The sequence below is a fragment of the Klebsiella sp. GN_Kp190 genome (genome assembly GCF_040061795.1).
In the GTDB taxonomy this organism is placed as follows: Bacteria; Pseudomonadota; Gammaproteobacteria; order Enterobacterales; family Enterobacteriaceae; genus Klebsiella; species Klebsiella michiganensis.
In genome coordinates this window covers 126,276-145,507 of the sequence record NZ_JBEAFN010000011.1, presented here as the reverse complement: position 1 = coordinate 145,507, position 19,232 = coordinate 126,276, and the positions used below count along the sequence as shown (strand labels likewise).

Below are 19,232 nucleotides of genomic sequence, written 5' to 3'. Positions count from 1 at the left end.
ATTTTGGTTGGATTCTATCATTTATGCGATGGATGCTTTTGTTAACTGCCGCAGAAAATCGCAAAACAGTTGCGCAACTCTATTGTGTATAGCAGAAGGAAGGCGCCCCGGAGGAAACAGGGGCGCTGAAGGGGGATTACCTGCGGCGGTAGCCTTTCTGCGCCGAGTTAACCTTATACAGATAACGACGCGACTCGGCGGAGGGGTGACGGCTGGTGATGGTCTGATAAACATCTCCCGGCGTCATGTTGTTGATGATATTCGCTGCCTGAACCTTATCGCTGGAGAAGACCCGCAGCACGCTGCCCGCGCCGCCGTTATAGGCGGTGATGACCGCATAGCGACGCGAGGTCGGGTTGGTGATGCCGGACAAATAGACGTTGTTCAGCATCGCCAGATAGGCGGTGCCGGTGTCGATGTTATTGACCGGATCGAACAGATAGCTGCGGCTCGGCAGGCCTGATTTGCCCTGCGAACGGAACACGTCCTTCCCGGCGCTGTGCTGCACCACCTGCATCAGCCCCAGCGCGTCGGCGTGGCTGACCGCATAGGGGTTAAAGGAAGATTCGGTTTGCATAATTGCCAGGATCAGCGATTCATCAACGCCGTATTTGCGCGATGCCTGACGGACCATGCCAATGTATTTATGCGCGCGTTTGTCGAGGTGGTTCGGCACCAGGTTGATGGTGATGCTGTAGATCATGCGCGGGCCGTTGCTGCGGCTTTTCAGGCGCGTTTGCAGCAGATAGTCGGCGAAGCGCGAGGCGCGCCACTCCCAGCGAATCGACTCGCCGGTGTTATCCACCACCTGACCGTACAGGAACGGCTCTTTTGAAATCTGAATATCATCGACGTCGGAATAGAGGTCGATGGAGTTCGGGTCGTCGCCCATCAGCAGGGTTTTAATAATCGCCTGGCGCAGGCGCCCGGCCGGGTCGGTGCCGGCGATGGTTTCGACGGTAATCGTCCCCGCATCAAAGTTGATATGGCTACGGGTCTGATACTGGTCGGTGTATTTGACGTAGTCCTTCGGCCCGGCGAGCAGAACTTCGTTATAACCCCAAATATTCTCGATGTTATGGGCGAACTGGCCCATCAGAATGTCAAAGCCGTTGGTGTCCTTTACCCACGCCTCGTTGTACTCGGCGCCTTTTTTGGTTGAGCTGGAACACGAAACGAGCAAAGGCGCAATCAGCGCTAGCGCTAAGTATTTTTTCATCATTCCGGGAGTGCGTGTTGTGTTTATTGTTGTAAAGGGCCGTCAGGCCCTTACTGTTTTTCTGGCGGCGTGTAGCCTTCGATGTGCACGTCTTTACCTTCAAACAGGAACTGAACCATCTCCTGCTCCAGCAGTTTGCGATGCTCCGGGTTCATCATGCTGAGTTTTTTCTCGTTGATCAGCATCGTCTGCTTATGCTGCCACTGGGCCCAGGCTTCTTTGGAGATTTCGTTATAGATGCGTTTGCCCAGCTCGCCCGGGTACAGCTGAAAATCCTGGCCCTCGGCTTCACGCTGCAGGAAAGTACAAAAAATCGTTCTGCTCATTCTTAATCCTCTTTAATCGCCAGAAAGCTAAACCGGTGCTCCGGCTTTTAACTGTTGCAACAAGCGCTCCACGGGAGCCGCCAGACCGACGGACGGCGGCTGCGCTAAGTTATACCAGAGTGCGCCCCCTTCATCCATGCATGCGCCGGATGAGTGCACTGTAAGCCACATCGGCACAATATCCAGATGGAAATGGCTGAAAGTGTGGCGGAACGCGGTTAATTGCGTCAGATTATCGGTCTTAATCTGACGCTGGGCCAGCCACGCCCGCAGCGCATCTTCATCCTCAAACTGCGGGAAGCAGAACAAACCGCCCCATAAGCCCACCGGCGGGCGCTGGGAGAGGAACACCTCGTCGCCGTGCTGCATCAGCAGGAAATAGCCGGTACGCTCGGGGATCGTCTGTTTCGGTTTTTTGCTTGGGTATTGAGCCCATGAATGATTTGCGTAGGCCACGCAGCCGTTATTCAGCGGACAGAGCTCGCATTTTGGTTTCGAGCGGGTACACACCATCGCCCCGAGGTCCATCATGGCCTGGTTAAAACGCTCGACGCCTTTGGCCGGCGTGACGTCCTCGGCGATCTCCCACAGGCGTTTCTCAACCTCTTTTTTCCCCGGCCAACCGCTGACAGCATAGCAGCGCGCGAGCACGCGCTTCACGTTACCGTCGAGAATCGGATAATGCTGACCGAGAGAAAGGGATAAAATCGCGCCGGCGGTAGAGCGGCCCACGCCCGGCAGCGCGGCGACTTCATCGAAGGTCTGCGGGAATTTGCCGTCGTGCAGGGTGGCCACCTGCTGCGCCGCTTTATGTAAATTGCGCGCGCGGGCGTAATAGCCAAGTCCGGTCCACAGATGCAGGACTTCATCGAGGGGCGCGTTCGCCAGGTCGGTAATCGTTGGGAAACGCGCCATAAAGCGTTCAAAATAGGGGATGACTGTCGCCACTTGTGTTTGTTGCAACATCACCTCGGAGAGCCATACTTTGTAGGGCGTCTTGCCGATTTGCCAGGGCAGGGTTTTACGCCCGTATTTGTCGTACCAGTCCAGCACCTGGGCTGAAAATTGCGCGGCGGGAAAAGTCAAAGCTACGGCTCCGGGATAGCGATTATAAGGTGGCAGATTGCAGCACAAGGGCGAGAGGCTGTAAACCCTTGCATCCGCCGGGTAACTTTGGATAATGCCCGTTTTCCGAACACTCTCACAAGCAGACTTAACTTTTATGAAAAACGACGTCATATCTCCGGAATTCGATGAAAACGGCCGTCCGCTGCGCCGTATTCGCAGCTTCGTCCGTCGTCAGGGCCGCCTGACCAAAGGTCAGCAGCACGCGCTGGACAATATTTGGCCGGTGATGGGCGTTGAATTTAACGATGCGCCGCTCGATTTCGCCGCGCTGTTTGGCCGTGAGGCGCCGGTCACGCTGGAGATCGGTTTCGGTATGGGCGCTTCGCTGGTGGCGATGGCGAAAGAGAAGCCGCAGCAGAATTTCCTCGGCATTGAAGTGCACTCGCCGGGCGTCGGCGCCTGCCTGGCGTCCGCCGAAGAAGAGGGCGTGCAGAACCTGCGCGTCATGTGCCACGATGCGGTGGAAGTGCTGCATACGATGATTCCGGATAACTCCCTAAGCATGGTGCAGCTGTTTTTCCCTGACCCGTGGCACAAAGCGCGTCATAATAAGCGCCGTATCGTTCAGCCGCCTTTTGCCGAACTGGTGAAAAGTAAACTGAAGCTGGGCGGCGTCTTCCATATGGCGACCGACTGGGAGCAATATGCCGAGCATATGTTGGAAGTGATGTCCTCGCTTGAAGGGTATCGTAACCGGTCTGAAAGCAACGACTATGTGCCGCGCCCGGAATCGCGCCCGGTAACCAAATTTGAACAGCGTGGCCATCGTCTTGGCCACGGCGTATGGGACTTAATGTTCGAGAGGGTGAAATAATGGCAACGAATCGTAGCCGTCGTCTGCGTAAAAAAATGCATATCGACGAGTTTCAGGAAGTGGGTTTTTCCGTCGCGTGGCGTTTCGCGGATGGAACCAGCGAAGAGCAGATCGACCAGACCGTTAACGATCTGATTGATGAAGTGATTGAGCCTAATAAGCTGGCCTTTGACGGCAGCGGTTATCTTTCCTGGGAAGGCCTGATCTGCCTGCAGGAAATCGGCAAATGCACCGAGGAACACCAGGCCATCGTACGTAAATGGCTGGAAGACCGCGGGCTTGCCGATGTACGCACCAGCGAACTTTTTGATATCTGGTGGGACTAAGTTTGACAAGGGTCGGCAACTGCCGGCCCGTTTTGTCTGAAGGGAGTTAAATGATGCGCAAAACGCTGTTGGCATTGGCGCTTTCCGTCACCGCTTTGTCCGCGCATGCGGACTACCAGTGTAGCGTCACGCCGCGTGACGATGTCATCCTCAGCCCGCAGCAGGTGCAGGTAAAAGGCGAAAACGGCGATCTGGTGATTAAGCCGGACGGCAACCTGACCTTTAACGGTAAAGCGTATTCCCTGAACGCCGCTCAGCGCGAGCAGGCTCAGGACTATCAGGCTGGCCTGCGCAGCAGCCTGCCGTGGATTGATGAAGGCGCCCGCACGCGGGTAGAAAAAGGCCGCGCCGCGCTGGATAAAATTATTACCGAACAGGTGGGGGCCAGCAGCAGCATGCATAGCCGCCTGACCAAGCTTGATGCGCAGCTGAAAGCGCAAATGAGCCGCATAATTGAACATCGTAACGATGGCCTGACCTTCCACTATAAAGCCATCGATCAGGTGCGCGCCGACGGCCAGCAGCTGGTAAATCAGGCGATGGGCGGCATTCTGCAGGATAGCATCAACGAGATGGGGGCGAAGGCGGTTCTTAAAGGCGGCGGTAACCCGCTGCAGGGGATCCTCGGCAGCCTTGGCGGCCTGCAAACGGCCATTCAGGATGAATGGAAAAACCAGGAAGCCGATTTCCAGCAGTTTGGTAAGGATGTCTGCAGCCGCGTGGTCTCCCTTGAGGAGAGCCGCAAAGCGCTGGTGGGGTCGTTAAAGTAAGTTTTATTTCGCTACCTGCGCCCGCAGGTAGCGATTATGGTCAGTCGATCACATAAGCCCCAGCAGCTGCGGAATAAACAGCGAGATCTGCGGGATATAGACAATCATCATCAGCGCGATCAGCAGGGCGGCGTAGAACGGTAGCAGCGGTTTGATGAGCTGCTGAATTTTAACGCCGGAAATGGAGCAGCCAACGAACAGCGCGCTGCCTACCGGCGGCGTCAGCAGACCGATGCACAGGTTGGCGACCATCATGATGCCGAAATGCACCGGGTCCATCCCTAAATCCTGCGCGATGGGCAGGAATATCGGCGTGAAAATCAGCACCGCCGGGGTCATGTCCATAAAGATCCCAACGATTAACAGCACGATATTAATCAGCAGCAGAATCACCACCGGGTTTTCTGACACCCCCATTAGCGCATCGCTTATCATGTAGGGAATGTCGGCGTTGGTCATCGCCCACGACATGCCGACGGAAAAGCCGATCAGCAGCAGCACGATAGAGGTCATCACCACCGATTCAAGGATCAGCTTCGGCAGATCGCGCCATTTCACTTCCCGATAAATGAGCACCGACAGGATAAAGGTGTAGACCACGGCGATAGCCGACGCTTCGGTAGCGGTAAAAATGCCGCCGAGGATCCCGCCCATCACAATAATCACCAGCAGCAGGCTGGGCAGGGCGTCGAAAAACGCTTTTGCCGCCTGGGCGCAGGTGGGGCGTTCAGAAACCGGATAGCCGCGACGTTTAGCAATGACGGCACAGACCACCATAATAGCCAGGCCCATCAGAATGCCCGGCAGATAGCCGGCCATAAACAGCGACGCGACCGACACGCCGCCCGCCGTCAGGGAAAAGACGATCAGCACGTTTGACGGCGGAATAAGCAGGCCCGTGATGCACGACGAGACGTTCACCGCCGTGGAGAAAGCCGGATCGTAGCCTTTCTGGGTCTGAATGGGGTTCAGCGTGCCCCCTACCGCGGCGGCGGCGGCGACCGCCGAGCCTGAAATCGAGCCGAACATCATGTTTGCCAGCACGTTGACGTGGCCCAGAGAGCCCGGTACGCGTCCGACCATCACCTGAGCCAGATTGATTAAGCGTATGGCAATCCCGCCGCTGTTCATCAGCGTACCGGCAAAGATAAAGAAGGGAATGGCCAGCAGGGCGAAGTTATCGAGGCCGTTCGCGAGGCGCTGAGAAACGGTAATCACCGCGATATCCCACGGGAACATCAGCAGCATTGAACCGACGGTGGCGATGCCGATGGAGAAGGAGATAGGTACGCCAATAAAAACCAGAATAAAGAAAGAGCCAAATAGCATCAGTGCGATATAGCTGTCCATTAATTTGCCCCCGCTTCAGCGTGCTTCATGTTTTTTAGCCCGTTGCTGATAAAACATACTGCGTAAAACATCATAATGAGGCCGGTTAACGGCAGGATCAGATAGACGTAGCCCATGGGGATCTGCATTGCCGCTGAGACCTGGGAGGTCGACAGCGTTTTTTCAATCAGCTTCACGCCGCCGGTCACAATCACCGATCCGGCAAAAATAAAGATCAGCAGATTAATGATGACGCTGAGCAGCGCCTGCCTGCGGGGAGGGAGCGTCATCGCCAGTAAGTCGATAGCCAGATGACGCTGGGCGCCGACGGTATATGCCGCACCCAGTAGCCCGACCCAGATCATCAAAAAGCGCGCCAGCTCGTCGGTCAGGGTGCTGGGCTGGTTGAGTATGTAGCGGCTGAACACCTGCCAGACGACGCAAACAACCAGCGCAATCATAACGGCGACGGAGAATGCGGCGATCGTGCGGTCCACCGCCAGCTTTATGCGGTTAAGTATCATCATTGTTTTCCCGATGAAAGCGGGCCAGCGGCTGGCCCGCTAAGTGTTATTCGGCGGCAGCTTCAAATTTGGCCAGTAGAGAGGCCTGCTTCGGATCTTTTTTGAAGTCATCAAACAGTGGCTGCACGGCGGCGCGGAACGGCGCTTTATCCACTTTGATAATTTCGCCGCCCATGGCTTTGGCCTGCGCGCGGGTGTCGGCGTCGATCTTGTCCCACAGTTTTTGCTGATACGCTTCGGAAGCTTTCGCCGCCTTGATCAGGATTTGCTGCTGATCCGGCGTCAGTTTGTCCCAGGTTTTACTGGAGATAACGAGGAAATCCGGGATGGAGGCATGTTCATCTTCTGAGAACACTTTCGCGATTTCGATATGGCGCGTTTGCACCCAGGAAGGCACGTTGTTCTCCGCGCCATCCACCACGCCCTGCTGCATGGCAGTATAAACTTCACCAAAGGAAATAGGGGTTGGCGAACCGCCCATTAATTCGACCATTTTTAAGGTTGTCGGGCTGGCCTGGACGCGGATCTTCAATCCTTTTAAATCTTCCGGTTTAGTGATGGGCTTTTTGGCGTAAAAACTGCGGGTCCCGGCAACATAGGCGGAAAGCGCAAAGAATCCTTTATCTTTCGTGGACTCCATAATTTCCTTGCCCACGTCACCAAAGACGACTTTATTGAAGTGATTCTGATCTTTAAACAGGAACGGTAAATTATATATCGCGTAGACGTTATCGAATGATTCCAGATCGCTGGCGGAACCTTTGGTCATATCCAGCGCGCCGTTTTGTAATAGCTCCATCGTTTCGCGCGCGCTGCCCATCTGGCTACTGGGATATATACGAATCTTCATATCACCGTTGGAAAGTTGGTTAACCTCTTTGGACATCGCCTCAAAGGCCTGATGGACAACGTGGCTACGTTCGAGGTTATGTGCCAGTTTTAACGTGACTTTTTCAGCTGCGCTGGCGCCGGAAGCGAGCAGGGCAAGCAGAGATACACACGCCAGAGAACGAGAAAAAGAGAGTTTTTTCATGAGTCGGCTCCATGCACTTAGGGTAATTGGTCAATATCTTAAGGGGTATTCTTTGTTTCTGTATGACATATTATCCTTGTTGTCGTACATCTTTAAGCTGTCTGACTCACACTTTTTCGCAATCAGGCGATCAAATACGTATTTTTGTGCGGTAGGTTATATTTATTTTTAATAAATGAATGTGAATTTATTTTTATTGGAAATGTTGAACTGAGATGATTCGGAAATAGGGATATTGATATTTCGGAAAAAATGAATAATTAATTATCCCGTTATTTTTATAACGGGATAAGCATAGCGAGGTTTATTCGCTGAGGAATAATTCGAGAAGGGAGTTCAAAAAGAGCTTACCGTGCTCGGTAATCTGCCAGCAGCGCTCATCTTCCGTCAGATAGCCCTCAGCAATGGCGGCATCGATTTGCGGACGGATTGTACGCTCATCAAGCCCGGTGTAGCGGCTGAATTCATCTCGCGGCGCCGCTTCCAGCAGGCGGAAACGGTTCATAAAGAACTCGAACGGCTTATCCGCATCTTCCACATCATGCTGGCGCTCCAGATAACGGCCTGCCATATAGCCGCGCGGGTGGCGGGTTTTCGCCGTCCGCAGAATGCGCCCGTCCGGGAAGGTCACTTTGCCGTGCGCGCCGCAGCCAATGCCCAGGTAGTCGCCAAAGCGCCAGTAGTTCAGGTTATGCTGGCACTGATACCCCGGCTTAGCGTAGGCGGAGGTTTCATATTGTTGATAGCCCGCCGCGCTGAGCAGGCTGTGCCCCTGCTCATAAATATCCCACAGCGCATCGTCGTCCGGCAGGGGCGGCGGACGCGAGCCAAACAGGGTGTTTGGCTCAATGGTCAGCTGATACCAGGAGAGATGCGGCGGATTGAGCGCAATCGCCTGACGCAGGTCGTCCAGCGCCTCTTCCAGAGACTGATCCGGCAGACCGTGCATTAAATCGAGGTTAAAGCTGCGCAGTCCCAGACCGCTTGCCAGGTTTGCCGCGCGTTTGGCTTCCTGTGGCCCGTGGATGCGCCCGAGACGCTGGAGCTTCTGTTCGCTAAAGCTCTGTACGCCGATGGAGATGCGATTAATACCCGCGCGCTGATACTCGACAAAACGATCCGCTTCTACGGTGCCGGGGTTGGCTTCCATCGTGATTTCCGCGTTGTCCGCCAGGGGAAGAGCTTCCCGCACGCCGTCGAGCAGGGTTTGCATCGCCGGGCCTGAGAGCAGGCTCGGCGTACCGCCGCCGATGAAAATAGTGCCGATTTCACGTCCCTGCGCATAGTGGGCGTCGGCCCGCAGATCGTTCAGCAGATGCTGAACGTAGTCGTCGTGCGGTACCTCGCCCTTCAACGCATGCGAGTTGAAATCGCAGTACGGGCATTTTTGCACGCACCACGGGATGTGAATATAGAGGCTCAGGGGCGGCAAATTAGCCATTACGTAAGGCTTCCAGTAACAGTTTGAGCGCGCGTCCGCGGTGGGAAATGGCGCTCTTTTCTTCACGGCTCAGCTCCGCTGCGGTTTTACCTTCCGTCGGAACAAAGAATATCGGGTCGTAACCAAAGCCGCCGCTGCCTGCGGCTTCGCGAGCGATGATGCCCGGCCAGCTGCCGTGGCAAACCAGCGGGGTGGGATCTTCCGCATGGCGCAGATAGACCAGCACGCAGTGGAATTGCGCCTGGCGCCGATCGTCAGGCACGTCGCGCAGCGCATCGAGCAGCTTTTCGAGATTGCGCTGGTCGGTCGCGTCTTCGCCGGAATAGCGAGCGGAATAGATGCCGGGCGCGCCGCCTAACGCATCAACGGCCAGACCTGAGTCATCGGCGATGGCCGGGAGGCCGGTAATCTGCGCGGCATGACGCGCTTTCAGAATGGCGTTTTCGATAAAGGTCAGGCCGGTTTCCTCTGCGGAATCCACGCCCAGTTCGGTTTGCGCCACGATATCGAGGCCAAAATCTGCCAGCAGCGAGGCCAGCTCGCGCACTTTCCCGGGGTTGCCGGTGGCGAGAACAACTTTTTGCATATGAGATCCTGTTTATTCTTTCAGGGCGGCGACCCCATCGGGGATCTGCTGCGGATGAATGATTTTTATCTGTTTGTGGCGGCCCAGTTCGCCTTTCTCAATAAGCACCTGGCTTTTCGCTACGCGAAACTGTTTGGCGAGGAATTTTACCAGATGGGCGTTGGCCTGGCCGTCAACGGGAGGCGCGGTAATGGCGACTTTAAGCTCGTCGCCATGTAAACCAACGATGCTGTCGCGGCTGGCCTTAGGCTGAATATACAGCCGTAAGACCAACCCATCAGCGCAGGCTTCGACGGCACTCATAGCGCCATCCACAGCCCCGGAAGCAGAACGTTGCCGGTAGCCTGCAACAGTTCGGCGATACCCATGTTGATCACGTACAGCAGCAGAACCAGCACCATCGGCGAGAAATCAATGCCGCCCATCGATGGCAGCAGTCTGCGGATCGGACGCAGCAGCGGATCGGCCAACTGCATCAGGACATATTCCACCGGGCTGCGTCCCTGGCTTACCCAGCTCATGATTGCCATGAGCAGGAGAACCCAGAAAATCAGCGAGCCGACGGTTTTAATGAGGATCAGCAGCGCGGAGATCCAGATAATCGGCTGGAAGGTGACGACCATAAACAGCACGATAGCTTTCACGACGCAGAGAATAAAGGCGACCAGCAGGGAGGCGCTGTCGAGCGGCCCCATCGCCGGGATAATGCGGCGCAGCGGCCCAACGACAGGCTGCGTAGCCTTGACCACGAACTGCGAAAACGGGTTATAAAAGTCGCAGCGCGCCCACTGCATCCAGACGCGTAACAACACGACCATTGTGTAAAGCTCAATGACCGTTGAGAGCAGGAAAGTCAACGTCTTCATGGCGTTCCTCAGATTCCTTATTTTTTGCTGTAGTCGCGCGCGCCGAAAATTGCGGTTCCGATGCGCACCATAGTGCTTCCCGCCGCGATGGCGGCTTCCATATCATCCGACATTCCCAGCGACAACGTATCGACGGTAGGGTAGTGCGTTTTTAGCCGCGCAAATGCTACCGCCATTTGTTGGGCGACGGCAAACTGCCTTACATATTCTGACTCTGGCGCGGGAATGGCCATTAAACCGCGCAGCTGCAGATTCGGCAGTTTCGCGATCTCTGCCGCCAGCGCGTCCAGCTCGTCAACGGGAATGCCCGACTTGCTCTGCTCATCGCTAATATTTATTTGAATCAGTACGTTAAGCGGCGTCATTTGCGCAGGTCGCTGTTCGCTAAGGCGCATGGCGATCTTCAGGCGATCGACGGTATGGCACCAGTCAAAATGCTCGGCCACCAGACGGCTTTTATTGGACTGCAGCGGCCCGATAAAGTGCCACTGTAGCCCGGTTGCGCCCTTTTCCTGAAAGTAGCGGATTTTCTCCACCCCTTCCTGAACATAATTTTCGCCAAACGCGACCTGGCCTGCGGCCATCGCTTCTTCGATAGCGCCCGCAGGTTTCGTTTTACTGACTGCAAGCAATGTAACTTCTTCTGGAGCACGGCCGCAGCGTGCGGCAGCGGCTGAGATTTTGTCCCGGACCTGTGCCAGGTTATGCGCAATATCGTTCATATACCGAGGATGAGTTATGGAACTGGAAGAAATAGTGGCCCTTAGTGTAAAGCATAACGTCTCCGATCTACACCTGTGCAATGCTTCAACACCGCGCTGGCGTCGCCAGGGCAAGCTTGAGCCCGCGCCGTTTACCTCTCCGGATATTGGCAAGATACTCGCTGATTGGCTCAACGCCGAGCAGCTCGCCCAGTGGCAGGCCTGCGGACAGGTTGATTTCGCGCTGGCTCCGGCCGGCGGACCGCGCCTGCGCGCCAGCGCATTTGTCCACAACCGCGGTCTGTCGCTGGCCCTGCGTCTGCTGGCGGAAACCTGTCCGCAGCTGGCGGATCTCGGCGCGCCGGCCGCCTTAACGGAGCTGCTCAATGAGGAGAGCGGGCTTATCCTGGTCACGGGCGCCACCGGTAGCGGGAAATCCACCACCCTGGCGGCGATGGTGGGCTATCTTAATCAGCGCCTCAATGGCCATATCCTGACGCTGGAAGATCCGGTTGAGTTTATTCACCGCAGCGAGCGCTGCCTGATCCAGCAGCGGGAAATCGGTCGCCACTGCCCCTCATTTGCCGCGGCCCTGCGCGCTGCGCTGCGTCAGGATCCGGATGTCATTCTGCTAGGGGAACTGCGTGACAGCGAAACGATCCGCCTGGCATTGACCGCGGCGGAGACCGGACATCTGGTTATGGCGACGCTGCATACGCGCGGCGCGGCACAGGCGGTTGAAAGGCTGGTGGATGTTTTTCCTGCCCAGGAGAAAGAGCAGGTTCGTAGCCAGCTGGCGGGAAGTTTATGCGCGGTGCTGGCACAAAAATTGTTTCCGGATACTGCTGGCGGAAGAGTTGCGCTATACGAGCTTTTGGTTAATACCCCGGCGGTGGCGAATTTGATCCGCGAGGGGAAAACGCATCAGCTGCCCGGCGTGATGCAAACCGGGCAGCAATTCGGGATGCAAACTTTTACGCAAAGCTTTCAGCAACGTACGGCTGCGGGTCTTTTATAGCTGCATCTTTTATATTCAGACATCATACCAATGGCTTGTTATGATAATGTTTTATTAATGTTTGGTATCATTATTTTATATTACAAATAAGTACCTAAAATTAAGCCGAATAATGCACGCTATGAAAAACGAATTGACATAAACCTCCCATAACCAGGAAAAAAGTTTGATAATCTTTTGACTCTCTTAAGGCATTCGATTTATGCTGTTTACAGGGATAGGAAAATTCCCATGGAATAATGTTTCAAGGTGTAAGTTTGGTTTGAATTTATAAATACACCAGCGATCGTATTCTTGTTAATTCATTTAACCGCTATGAAGGCGGGAATCAACTAAGGAGAGTTTTAAGTGATTAATTTATCTGAGAATTCGGCTTTTTCTCACCAGGTTACTTTTATTACTCACCCCTCTATTCAAAGCAAAGCATTCGCAACCTGGCTGGCTGAGAAGTTATCTGCATCAGTCGTTCTGCAAAATATTAACAAACCCCTCGCGCAGCGTCTTTTGAAAGATTCTGTAATATTATTTGATATTGCAGTTTCAAATAAAAAGTTGAATAGCGTATGGCGTGACATTATTCGTCTGCAGGCGGATAACCCCCGTTTATTGATTATCAATAGCGCGCAAAAGTATGAGCTCTACGAAATGGCGCAGTGGCCAGCGCTGTACGGCGTTTTCCGTCATGACGATGATGAATCGCGCTTAATTGAGGGCGTTAAGGCTGTGCTGAACGGCGAACAGACGGCTGAATTGAGCGTGATGCACCCGGCGATGTATGCTGCGGATCATGTATCGGCGCCTGCGGAAAATTCACCGCTGACCGAGCGTGAATGTGAAATCCTGAATGAACTTCGCTGCGGGGCGACCAATCTGGATATTGCCCGCGCGCTGTTTATCAGTGAAAACACGGTGCGTACCCATCTGTACAACGTGTTCCGTAAGCTAAGCGTGAAGAACCGGACTCAGGCGGTCAGCTGGGCGAATGAGCATTTGCGCCACTAAAAATGAAATCAGGATGATGGCGCCTGCCGCTGCGGTAGGGCGCCATCATTGATGTTCAGAAACTTTGCTCGAAGTAGCTTTCCAGAATAATGACTGCAGAAGCGGAATCCACGCTGCCTTTATTGAGCGCCCGGAATCCACCGTGTTCGAATAGCCCGGCTCTGGCTTCAACCGTGCTCAGACGTTCATCATGCAGGGTTATTTGCACGCCGAAGCGGCCGTGGATTTTATTCGCGAAGTTGCGTGCGCGCGCGGTGAGGGGCTGTTCCGTGCCGTCCATATTCAGCGGCAGGCCGACAATCACGGCTTCGGGCTGCCACTCTTTCAGCAGCTTTTCGATAATATTCCAGTCAGGCTTACCGTCCTGCGCTTTCAACGCGGGAAGGGGGCGGGCAGTGCCTGTGATGCGCTGCCCTACGGCGACGCCAATGCTTTTGGTGCCAAAATCAAAGCCTAAAAAAGTGCCGCTCATTACGCATGCCCCGCTTCGGCTGGCATCGTCACGATATCGATGCCAATGAGCTTCGCAGCATCGCGCCAGCGGTCAGCTATCGGCGTGCTGAACAAAATATTCCGATCGGCCGGCGCGGTGAGCCAGGCGTTATCCAGAATCTCTTGCTCCAGCTGGCCTTTCTCCCAGGAGGCATAGCCCAGCGCAACCAGCACGTTGTCCGGCTGTTTATCCGTACCCAGCGTTTCGAGCACGTCGCGGGAGGTGGTGATCACCGTGTTATCGGAAATACGAATGCTGGAAGAAAAGTCGGAAGGCGGCGAATGCAGTATAAAACCCCGATCCTCGGCCAGCGGGCCGCCAACCATCACCGGTTTATCCAGGCGAATCTCGGGATTGCGCGGTTCAGGCGTGATTTTTAACTTCTCCAGGATCCCTTCAACCTGCAGATTTTCCATCGGCTTATTGATGATGATGCCCATGGCACCGTCATCGTTATACTCGCAGATATAGACTACGGAGCGACGGAACATCGGGTCCTGGAGAGCAGGCATGGCAATTAGAAAGTGATGCTGTAAATTCATTGTCAGAGGTTCTGTTCCTGGTTCAAAAAAGCAGCACCCAGTATGCGGGTAAAGCAAGGGAGTGTCGATTCACTTTATCTTGCAGGCTCAAGGCGCGTTGCCGGTATGAACCTGAGCGTGAATCTCCTGAGCTGGCTCCAGGCTACAGGCGCTGGCCTGTAGCCTGAATAAGCGCTTTATTTATTGAGGCGCTTCTCGATGGCATCCATCAGCATCCCGGTAATGGAAATCGGGAAGGCGGCTTCGATTTCACGTACGCAGGTGGGGCTGGTGACGTTAATCTCCGTCAGGCGATCGCCAATGATATCCAGACCGACGAAGATTAAGCCTTTGGCCTTCAGCGTCGGGCCCACGCGGCGGGCGATGGCCCAGTCGCTTTCGGTCAGCGGGCGCGCTTCGCCACGACCACCGGCCGCAAGGTTACCGCGGGTTTCGCCGCCCTGTGGGATACGGGCCAGGCAGTAAGGAACCGGCTCGCCGTCAACCACCAGCACGCGCTTATCGCCATCTTTAATGGCCGGCAGATAGTTCTGCGCCATGCAGTAGCGGCTGCCCAGCTCGGTTAGCGTCTCGGTAATCACGCCGAGGTTGGGGTCACCCTCTTTAACGCGGAAAATGGAGGTGCCGCCCATACCGTCCAGCGGTTTGAGAATGACATCGCCATGTTTTTCCCAGAAGGCTTTCAGCTGGGCTTTATTACGGGTGACCAGCGTTTCCGGGGTCAGCTCGGAGAACCAGGCGGTAAACAGCTTTTCGTTACAGTCGCGCAGGCTCTGCGGCTTATTGACGATCAGCGTGCCTTGCTCTTCGGCGCGTTCGAGGATGTAGGTCGCGTAGATAAACTCGGTATCGAACGGCGGATCTTTACGCATCAGAATGACGTCAAGGTCCGCCAGAGGCAGATCCTGTTCGCCGTTGAACGCGTACCATTTATCGTAGTTCTGCTCGACGCTCAGCTTACGCGTACGGGCGCGGGCTTCGCCGTTGATTAAGTACAGATCGTTCATCTCCATATAATGGAGTTCATAGCCGCGACGCTGCGCCTCCAGCAACATGGCGAAGCTGGTGTCTTTCTTGATGTTGATGGTTGCGATGGGGTCCATCACGATGCCGAGCTTAATCATTGTTCTTCTCCGTTAACGCTTCAACCTAAGTCGCCAAAACGCACCTGCAGGGCGGTAATGGCAGTGAGCGCAGTTGTCTCTGTACGCAGAACGCGCGGTCCCAACAGGATATCAGTAAACTGGTAGCGAGCGGTCATCGCTATCTCTTCTGCCGAAAGCCCGCCTTCCGGGCCAATCAGCAGCCGGATACGTTCGACCGGCAGCGGCAGCGTATTAATGCTGGCGCTGGCGCGAGGGTGCAAATTAAGCTTCAGGCCCTCGTCCTGCTCCGCGCACCAGGCTTCAAGCTGCATGGCGGGGCGGATCTCCGGCACCACGTTGCGGCCGCTTTGCTCGCAGGCGGCAATGGCGATTTTTTGCCACTGCTGGATCTTCTTCTGCAAACGTTCGGCGTCCAGTTTAACGCCACAGCGCTCGGAAAACAGTGGCGTTATGAGGCTTACGCCAAGTTCGATCGATTTCTGGATGGTGAATTCCATTTTTTCGCCGCGGGACATCACCTGGCCTAAATGGATATGCAGCGGGGATTCACGGTTATCCATTTTGCTGCTCTGAACGTCAACCAGAACGTTTTTCTTACCTGCCTCGACAATGACCGCCTCGAAGACCTGATTGCTGCCGTCAAAAAGCTCAATTGTCTGGCCTTTACCCATGCGTAAAACGCGACCGACGTGGTTGGCCGCGTCGTCGGAAAGGGCTATCTGGCTACCCGTGGTAATCGGTTCCGGGTGATGGATGCGAGGAATGCGCATGCTTGATATTCCGTTCTTTGCGCAGATATTCTCCTCCCCCGTGGCAGGGGAAGGAGTGAAGCTGCAAATTAACAATTGCCGCTAGTGTAGGTTAGCTCTTTTGCGCCTGGCAAGCCTGCAGGACGTAAGGATTATGGTTGCCCTGAACTTTTGCAATACGCGCGTCGCGTTCGCACTCCCAGGTTGTTACCGGGTACAGCTTATCCCAGGCGGTAAACAGCTGGGTTTGCTGGCGGGAAAGATTGAGCTGGTAGCGGTCGCGCATATAGAAGTAGGTTCTGGCGATAGCGCCCCGGGCGCGAGCCGGCGGCTCGGCAACTTTATCTTTAAAATCAACCTTCATCGCGCACTGGCCGTACTGGCCTTCGCCGCCGTTCCACTGGCTGTACATAAAGTTGGCGCGGTCGCCGTTGACCTCACCGACCGCCGGCTGCAGGTTATGCATGTCGCTTTCCATCTTGCGGTATTCCGGATCTTTAGCGCAGTTTTTACGCCCGCCGTCCTGCCAGCATTGACGCTGATGGCCAAACTGCCACGCGGGAACCACATGCTCCCACTCGACCCGGCTGGCGCGATTTTCATTTTTACGCACTTTATAGCCACAAGATTCCAGGTCGATAACCCCCTTTTTTCCCTGCCAGTTGATTTTACAGCCGCAGTAGAAATCGCCGGGGGCGTCGGCATTGACCTTGACCCCAGCGGTCTTGGCCTGAGAAAAACTGTTGATTCCTTCCGCTGCAAGCGGTGCGCATACCGCCGCGCTGAGAAACGCGGCAGCAAAAATATGAATACGGGACATCGTTAACTCCGTGTCAAAACGAGCCCGCAACGTATCGAATGTGATTGCCAGACGCAATCAGTCAGATCAGAAAATTTCCAGTTATTTCCGGAGATTACTTTTCCGCTACCAGAACATCTCCGCAGCGCACGCAGCGATAGGTGGCCTCCCCGCGCATCACGCGATTGTGGCGGCGGACGGTAAGCTGGTGCTGCTGGCACTGGCAGCGGTAGGGGAAGGTATTTTTACGCACTGAATCGAGTTCGAAACGATGGGTGCGCAGAGCCGGAACGCCCAGCACGCTTTCCATCATCCATTTCCACTCTTTGCCGTGCGGCGCCACGCGGCCAAAGTGCTTCCACACCAGCAGGTGGGCCAGCTCGTGCGGCACGACTTCATCAATAAACGCCTGCTGGTTTTCCAGCAGCAGCACCGGGTTAAGGCGGATTTCATTTTTCTCCAGCCAGGCGGTACCGGCGGAGGTTCCCCGCTGCTGATAAACCAGCACCGGTTCAGGATAATGTCGTCCCAGCTTGAGGTTCGCTTTGGCAAGATTTTCCCGCAGGCTGCGCATAACGGCCTGTTGAAGGGCAATGGGAATTCGGGGTGTTTTCATAGCGCCAGAGGATAGTGCGGCGGGATGAGGAGAGCAAGAAGAAGCTTCCTCCCGGGAGGGAGGAAGCGGGTTAGTCTAGTCGCGCGCGCCGATTTCGCGCAGCTTACGGCCTTTCATCAGGTTACGTTCGATATGTTCCAGCGAAACGTTTTTGGTTTCCGGGATCAGCCACAGGGTCAGGAAGATGAACAGGATGTTCAGGCCGCCATAGACCCAGAAGGTGTTGGCGCTGCCCAGCGAGTTCAGCATGGTCAGGAAGGTCGCGCCGACGATCATGTTGGCAATCCAGTTGGTGGCCGTTGAGCAGGTGATACCGAAATCACGCCCTTTCAGCGGCTGGATTTCGGAGCACAGCACCCAAATCAGCGGGCCGGCGCTCATCGCAAAGCCAACGATAAACATCAGCAGCATCAGGACGGCAAAGTACTGCGCCGTGGCGGAGTGGATGCCGATATGCATCATGCTGCCCAGTACGCCCATGCCGAGCGCCATAACGATAAAGCCGAGGATCAGCGTCGGCTTACGGCCCCAGCGATCAACCAGTCCGATGGCGATAAAGGTCGCCAGAACGTTGGTCAGACCCACGATGACGGTTCCCCACATCTGTTCGGTGGTGTTGGTATAGCCCGCCAGTTCAAAAATCTTCGGCGCGTAGTACATGATGACGTTCATACCGGTGAACTGTTGCATCACCTGCAGCAGGACGCCGAGGAATACCGCACGGCGGAAGTTGCTGTTTTCTTTAAACAGCGACCAGCCGGACTGTTTTACCTTCAGGCTTTCGCGGATCTCATCCAGCTCGCGTTTCGCTTCAGCGCTGGTGTCGCGCAGGCGCAGCAGGACGCGTTCGGCGTCGACAAAGCGGCGCTTAGCGGCAAACCAGCGCGGGCTGTCAGGCAGGAAAACCACGCCAATCAGCAACAGCACCGCCGGGATAATAATCACCCCGAGCATCCAGCGCCAGGCGCCGCTGTAGCTGAATGCCGTATCGGAAAGATAGGCGCCGAGAATACCAATGGTAATCATCAGTTGATACATCGAAATCATGCTGCCGCGGATTTTTTCCGGGGCGATTTCAGACAGATACAGCGGGGCGGTGTAGGAGGCGACGCCCACGGCCAGGCCGAGCAGCACGCGGGAGAGCAGCAGCACTTCCACGTTCGGTGCGGCGGCGGAGAACAGCGAGCCGGCAACGAACAGGATGGCGCCAATCATCAGGCTTTTTTTACGCCCGAGTTTGAAGGAGAGCCAGCCGCTGCCCACCGCGCCGACGGCGGCGCCGAACATCATGGAGCTGACCACCCACTCCTGAGTGTGAGCGCTTATCTGGAACTCGTTGGCAATAAAGGGTAAGGCACCCGCAATAACACCGATATCAAGGCCGAACAGCAGGCCAGCCAGTGCGGCGAGGAAACAGACAAAGAACGTCATCGTCTTGTTGGAACGCCCTTGTTTTTTGTTGTCAGGCATAACGCCCTCCGGTTGAGTTATTGATCTTGTCGATGCGTAGGGTAGGTAAATACGTCGTAAAAAAATGTGATAGTAATCACGGCTGTGTAATCGGTTACACTAGAGTAAAGAAACGTAATGACTATAAACGCATTTAAATCAGTATATTAGTTAAGTTTAGCTCAAGAAATTAAAAGCGCTAATCGGACTTTACTGAAATATTGTGTAACAAAGTGAAGTCTTATTACATTTTGCATGCAATAACGGAAAAGGTTTGCTCTGCATATGATGTAATCGCTTCCATAAAAGGGAGTTGCAGGCGGTATGCCGGGCGGCTGAGGGGCGTAAAATAAAAAGGCCAGCGCGAGGCTGGCCTTGAAAGCGAGGAGAGCGGC

At 55.1% G+C, this 19,232-nt stretch carries 23 protein-coding genes; 5 read left to right on the top strand and 18 right to left on the bottom strand.

Annotated features, from left to right (window positions below; translation table 11 throughout):
* Positions 1–136: 136 nt before the first annotated feature.
* Genes mltC through mutY form a run of 3 tightly spaced genes read right to left on the bottom strand, consistent with a single transcriptional unit; the run spans position 137 to position 2,631 of the window.
* The gene (gene mltC, locus ABLU67_RS08960; protein ID WP_014226844.1) at positions 137–1,219 is read right to left on the bottom strand and encodes a membrane-bound lytic murein transglycosylase MltC; all 1,083 of its coding nucleotides are present in this window, start codon (positions 1,217–1,219) and stop codon (positions 137–139) included.
* A 50-nt stretch (positions 1,220–1,269) separates the two neighbouring features.
* The gene (locus tag ABLU67_RS08955; RefSeq protein WP_004854175.1) at positions 1,270–1,545 is read right to left on the bottom strand and encodes an oxidative damage protection protein; all 276 of its coding nucleotides are present in this window, start codon (positions 1,543–1,545) and stop codon (positions 1,270–1,272) included.
* A 27-nt stretch (positions 1,546–1,572) separates the two neighbouring features.
* Positions 1,573–2,631 carry an A/G-specific adenine glycosylase gene (gene mutY, locus ABLU67_RS08950; protein ID WP_109240613.1) on the bottom strand — a complete coding sequence of 353 codons (1,059 nt, stop codon included), beginning with the start codon at positions 2,629–2,631 and terminating at the stop codon, positions 1,573–1,575.
* A gap of 136 nt (positions 2,632–2,767) precedes the next feature.
* Here mutY and trmB point away from each other — a divergent pair, with 136 nt between their 5' ends.
* The 3 genes from trmB to ABLU67_RS08935 are packed head-to-tail and all read left to right on the top strand — an operon-like array spanning position 2,768 to position 4,583.
* Positions 2,768–3,487, top strand: a complete 720-nt coding sequence (gene trmB / locus ABLU67_RS08945) for a tRNA (guanosine(46)-N7)-methyltransferase TrmB (RefSeq protein ID WP_004854170.1) — start codon at positions 2,768–2,770, stop codon at positions 3,485–3,487.
* Positions 3,487–3,813: a YggL family protein gene (locus tag ABLU67_RS08940; RefSeq protein ID WP_004854168.1), complete on the top strand. Its 327-nt coding sequence runs from the start codon at positions 3,487–3,489 to the stop codon at positions 3,811–3,813. The genes trmB and ABLU67_RS08940 overlap by 1 nt, the downstream gene beginning before the upstream one ends.
* A gap of 50 nt (positions 3,814–3,863) precedes the next feature.
* Positions 3,864–4,583, top strand: coding sequence for a DUF2884 domain-containing protein (locus tag ABLU67_RS08935; RefSeq protein WP_009651812.1), 720 nt, complete (start codon positions 3,864–3,866; stop codon positions 4,581–4,583).
* Positions 4,584–4,631: 48 nt separating this feature from the next.
* On the opposite strand, the gene ABLU67_RS08930 is transcribed toward ABLU67_RS08935, so the two are convergent.
* From ABLU67_RS08930 to ABLU67_RS08895, 8 genes are all read right to left on the bottom strand, one after another.
* Positions 4,632–5,933, bottom strand: coding sequence for a TRAP transporter large permease subunit (locus tag ABLU67_RS08930; RefSeq protein WP_004105725.1), 1,302 nt, complete (start codon positions 5,931–5,933; stop codon positions 4,632–4,634).
* Positions 5,933–6,436, bottom strand: a complete 504-nt coding sequence (locus tag ABLU67_RS08925; protein ID WP_348852275.1) for a TRAP transporter small permease — start codon at positions 6,434–6,436, stop codon at positions 5,933–5,935. Before ABLU67_RS08925 ends, ABLU67_RS08930 begins: the two co-directional genes overlap by 1 nt.
* A 46-nt stretch (positions 6,437–6,482) precedes the next feature.
* Entirely contained in the window at positions 6,483–7,469 is a 987-nt protein-coding gene (locus ABLU67_RS08920) for a TRAP transporter substrate-binding protein (protein WP_048260421.1), read from the bottom strand.
* Positions 7,470–7,773: 304 nt separating this feature from the next.
* A complete protein-coding gene (hemW, locus tag ABLU67_RS08915; protein ID WP_348852256.1) occupies positions 7,774–8,910 on the bottom strand; it encodes a radical SAM family heme chaperone HemW in 1,137 nt (378 codons plus the stop codon).
* Positions 8,903–9,496, bottom strand: a complete 594-nt coding sequence (locus ABLU67_RS08910; RefSeq protein WP_004854157.1) for an XTP/dITP diphosphatase — start codon at positions 9,494–9,496, stop codon at positions 8,903–8,905. The genes hemW and ABLU67_RS08910 overlap by 8 nt, the downstream gene beginning before the upstream one ends.
* Positions 9,497–9,508: 12 nt before the next feature.
* Positions 9,509–9,799 carry a DUF167 family protein YggU gene (gene yggU, locus ABLU67_RS08905; RefSeq protein ID WP_004854155.1) on the bottom strand — a complete coding sequence of 97 codons (291 nt, stop codon included), beginning with the start codon at positions 9,797–9,799 and terminating at the stop codon, positions 9,509–9,511.
* The gene (locus ABLU67_RS08900; RefSeq protein WP_004105714.1) at positions 9,796–10,362 is read right to left on the bottom strand and encodes a YggT family protein; all 567 of its coding nucleotides are present in this window, start codon (positions 10,360–10,362) and stop codon (positions 9,796–9,798) included. The genes yggU and ABLU67_RS08900 overlap by 4 nt, the downstream gene beginning before the upstream one ends.
* Before the next feature lie 17 nt (positions 10,363–10,379).
* Entirely contained in the window at positions 10,380–11,084 is a 705-nt protein-coding gene (locus ABLU67_RS08895; protein WP_046877685.1) for a YggS family pyridoxal phosphate-dependent enzyme, read from the bottom strand.
* A gap of 16 nt (positions 11,085–11,100) precedes the next feature.
* On the opposite strand from ABLU67_RS08895, the gene ABLU67_RS08890 reads away from it, so the two are divergent.
* Positions 11,101–12,081: a type IV pilus twitching motility protein PilT gene (locus ABLU67_RS08890; protein WP_014839535.1), complete on the top strand. Its 981-nt coding sequence runs from the start codon at positions 11,101–11,103 to the stop codon at positions 12,079–12,081.
* A 348-nt stretch (positions 12,082–12,429) separates the two neighbouring features.
* Positions 12,430–13,083 (top strand): LuxR C-terminal-related transcriptional regulator, encoded by a 654-nt coding sequence (locus ABLU67_RS08885; protein WP_014226837.1) that lies wholly within the window; start codon positions 12,430–12,432, stop codon positions 13,081–13,083.
* A gap of 55 nt (positions 13,084–13,138) precedes the next feature.
* Here ABLU67_RS08885 and ruvX read toward each other — a convergent pair whose 3' ends face one another.
* The 7 genes from ruvX to ABLU67_RS08850 all read right to left on the bottom strand — a co-directional run bounded on the left by ruvX (position 13,139) and on the right by ABLU67_RS08850 (position 18,858).
* Positions 13,139–13,555, bottom strand: coding sequence for a Holliday junction resolvase RuvX (gene ruvX, locus ABLU67_RS08880; RefSeq protein ID WP_014226836.1), 417 nt, complete (start codon positions 13,553–13,555; stop codon positions 13,139–13,141).
* Positions 13,555–14,118 carry a YqgE/AlgH family protein gene (locus ABLU67_RS08875; RefSeq protein WP_014226835.1) on the bottom strand — a complete coding sequence of 188 codons (564 nt, stop codon included), beginning with the start codon at positions 14,116–14,118 and terminating at the stop codon, positions 13,555–13,557. Before ABLU67_RS08875 ends, ruvX begins: the two co-directional genes overlap by 1 nt.
* Positions 14,119–14,294: 176 nt before the next feature.
* Entirely contained in the window at positions 14,295–15,242 is a 948-nt protein-coding gene (gene gshB, locus ABLU67_RS08870; protein ID WP_014226834.1) for a glutathione synthase, read from the bottom strand.
* Positions 15,243–15,262: 20 nt separating this feature from the next.
* Positions 15,263–15,994, bottom strand: coding sequence for a 16S rRNA (uracil(1498)-N(3))-methyltransferase (gene rsmE, locus ABLU67_RS08865; protein WP_025105941.1), 732 nt, complete (start codon positions 15,992–15,994; stop codon positions 15,263–15,265).
* A 91-nt stretch (positions 15,995–16,085) separates the two neighbouring features.
* The gene (gene endA, locus ABLU67_RS08860) at positions 16,086–16,793 is read right to left on the bottom strand and encodes a deoxyribonuclease I (RefSeq protein WP_014226832.1); all 708 of its coding nucleotides are present in this window, start codon (positions 16,791–16,793) and stop codon (positions 16,086–16,088) included.
* A gap of 94 nt (positions 16,794–16,887) precedes the next feature.
* Complete coding sequence (locus ABLU67_RS08855; RefSeq protein WP_024274713.1) at positions 16,888–17,388, bottom strand: SprT family zinc-dependent metalloprotease; 501 nt, start codon at positions 17,386–17,388, stop codon at positions 16,888–16,890.
* 75 nt (positions 17,389–17,463) lie between these two features.
* Positions 17,464–18,858, bottom strand: coding sequence for a sugar porter family MFS transporter (locus ABLU67_RS08850; RefSeq protein WP_004854145.1), 1,395 nt, complete (start codon positions 18,856–18,858; stop codon positions 17,464–17,466).
* Positions 18,859–19,232: the final 374 nt, after the last annotated feature.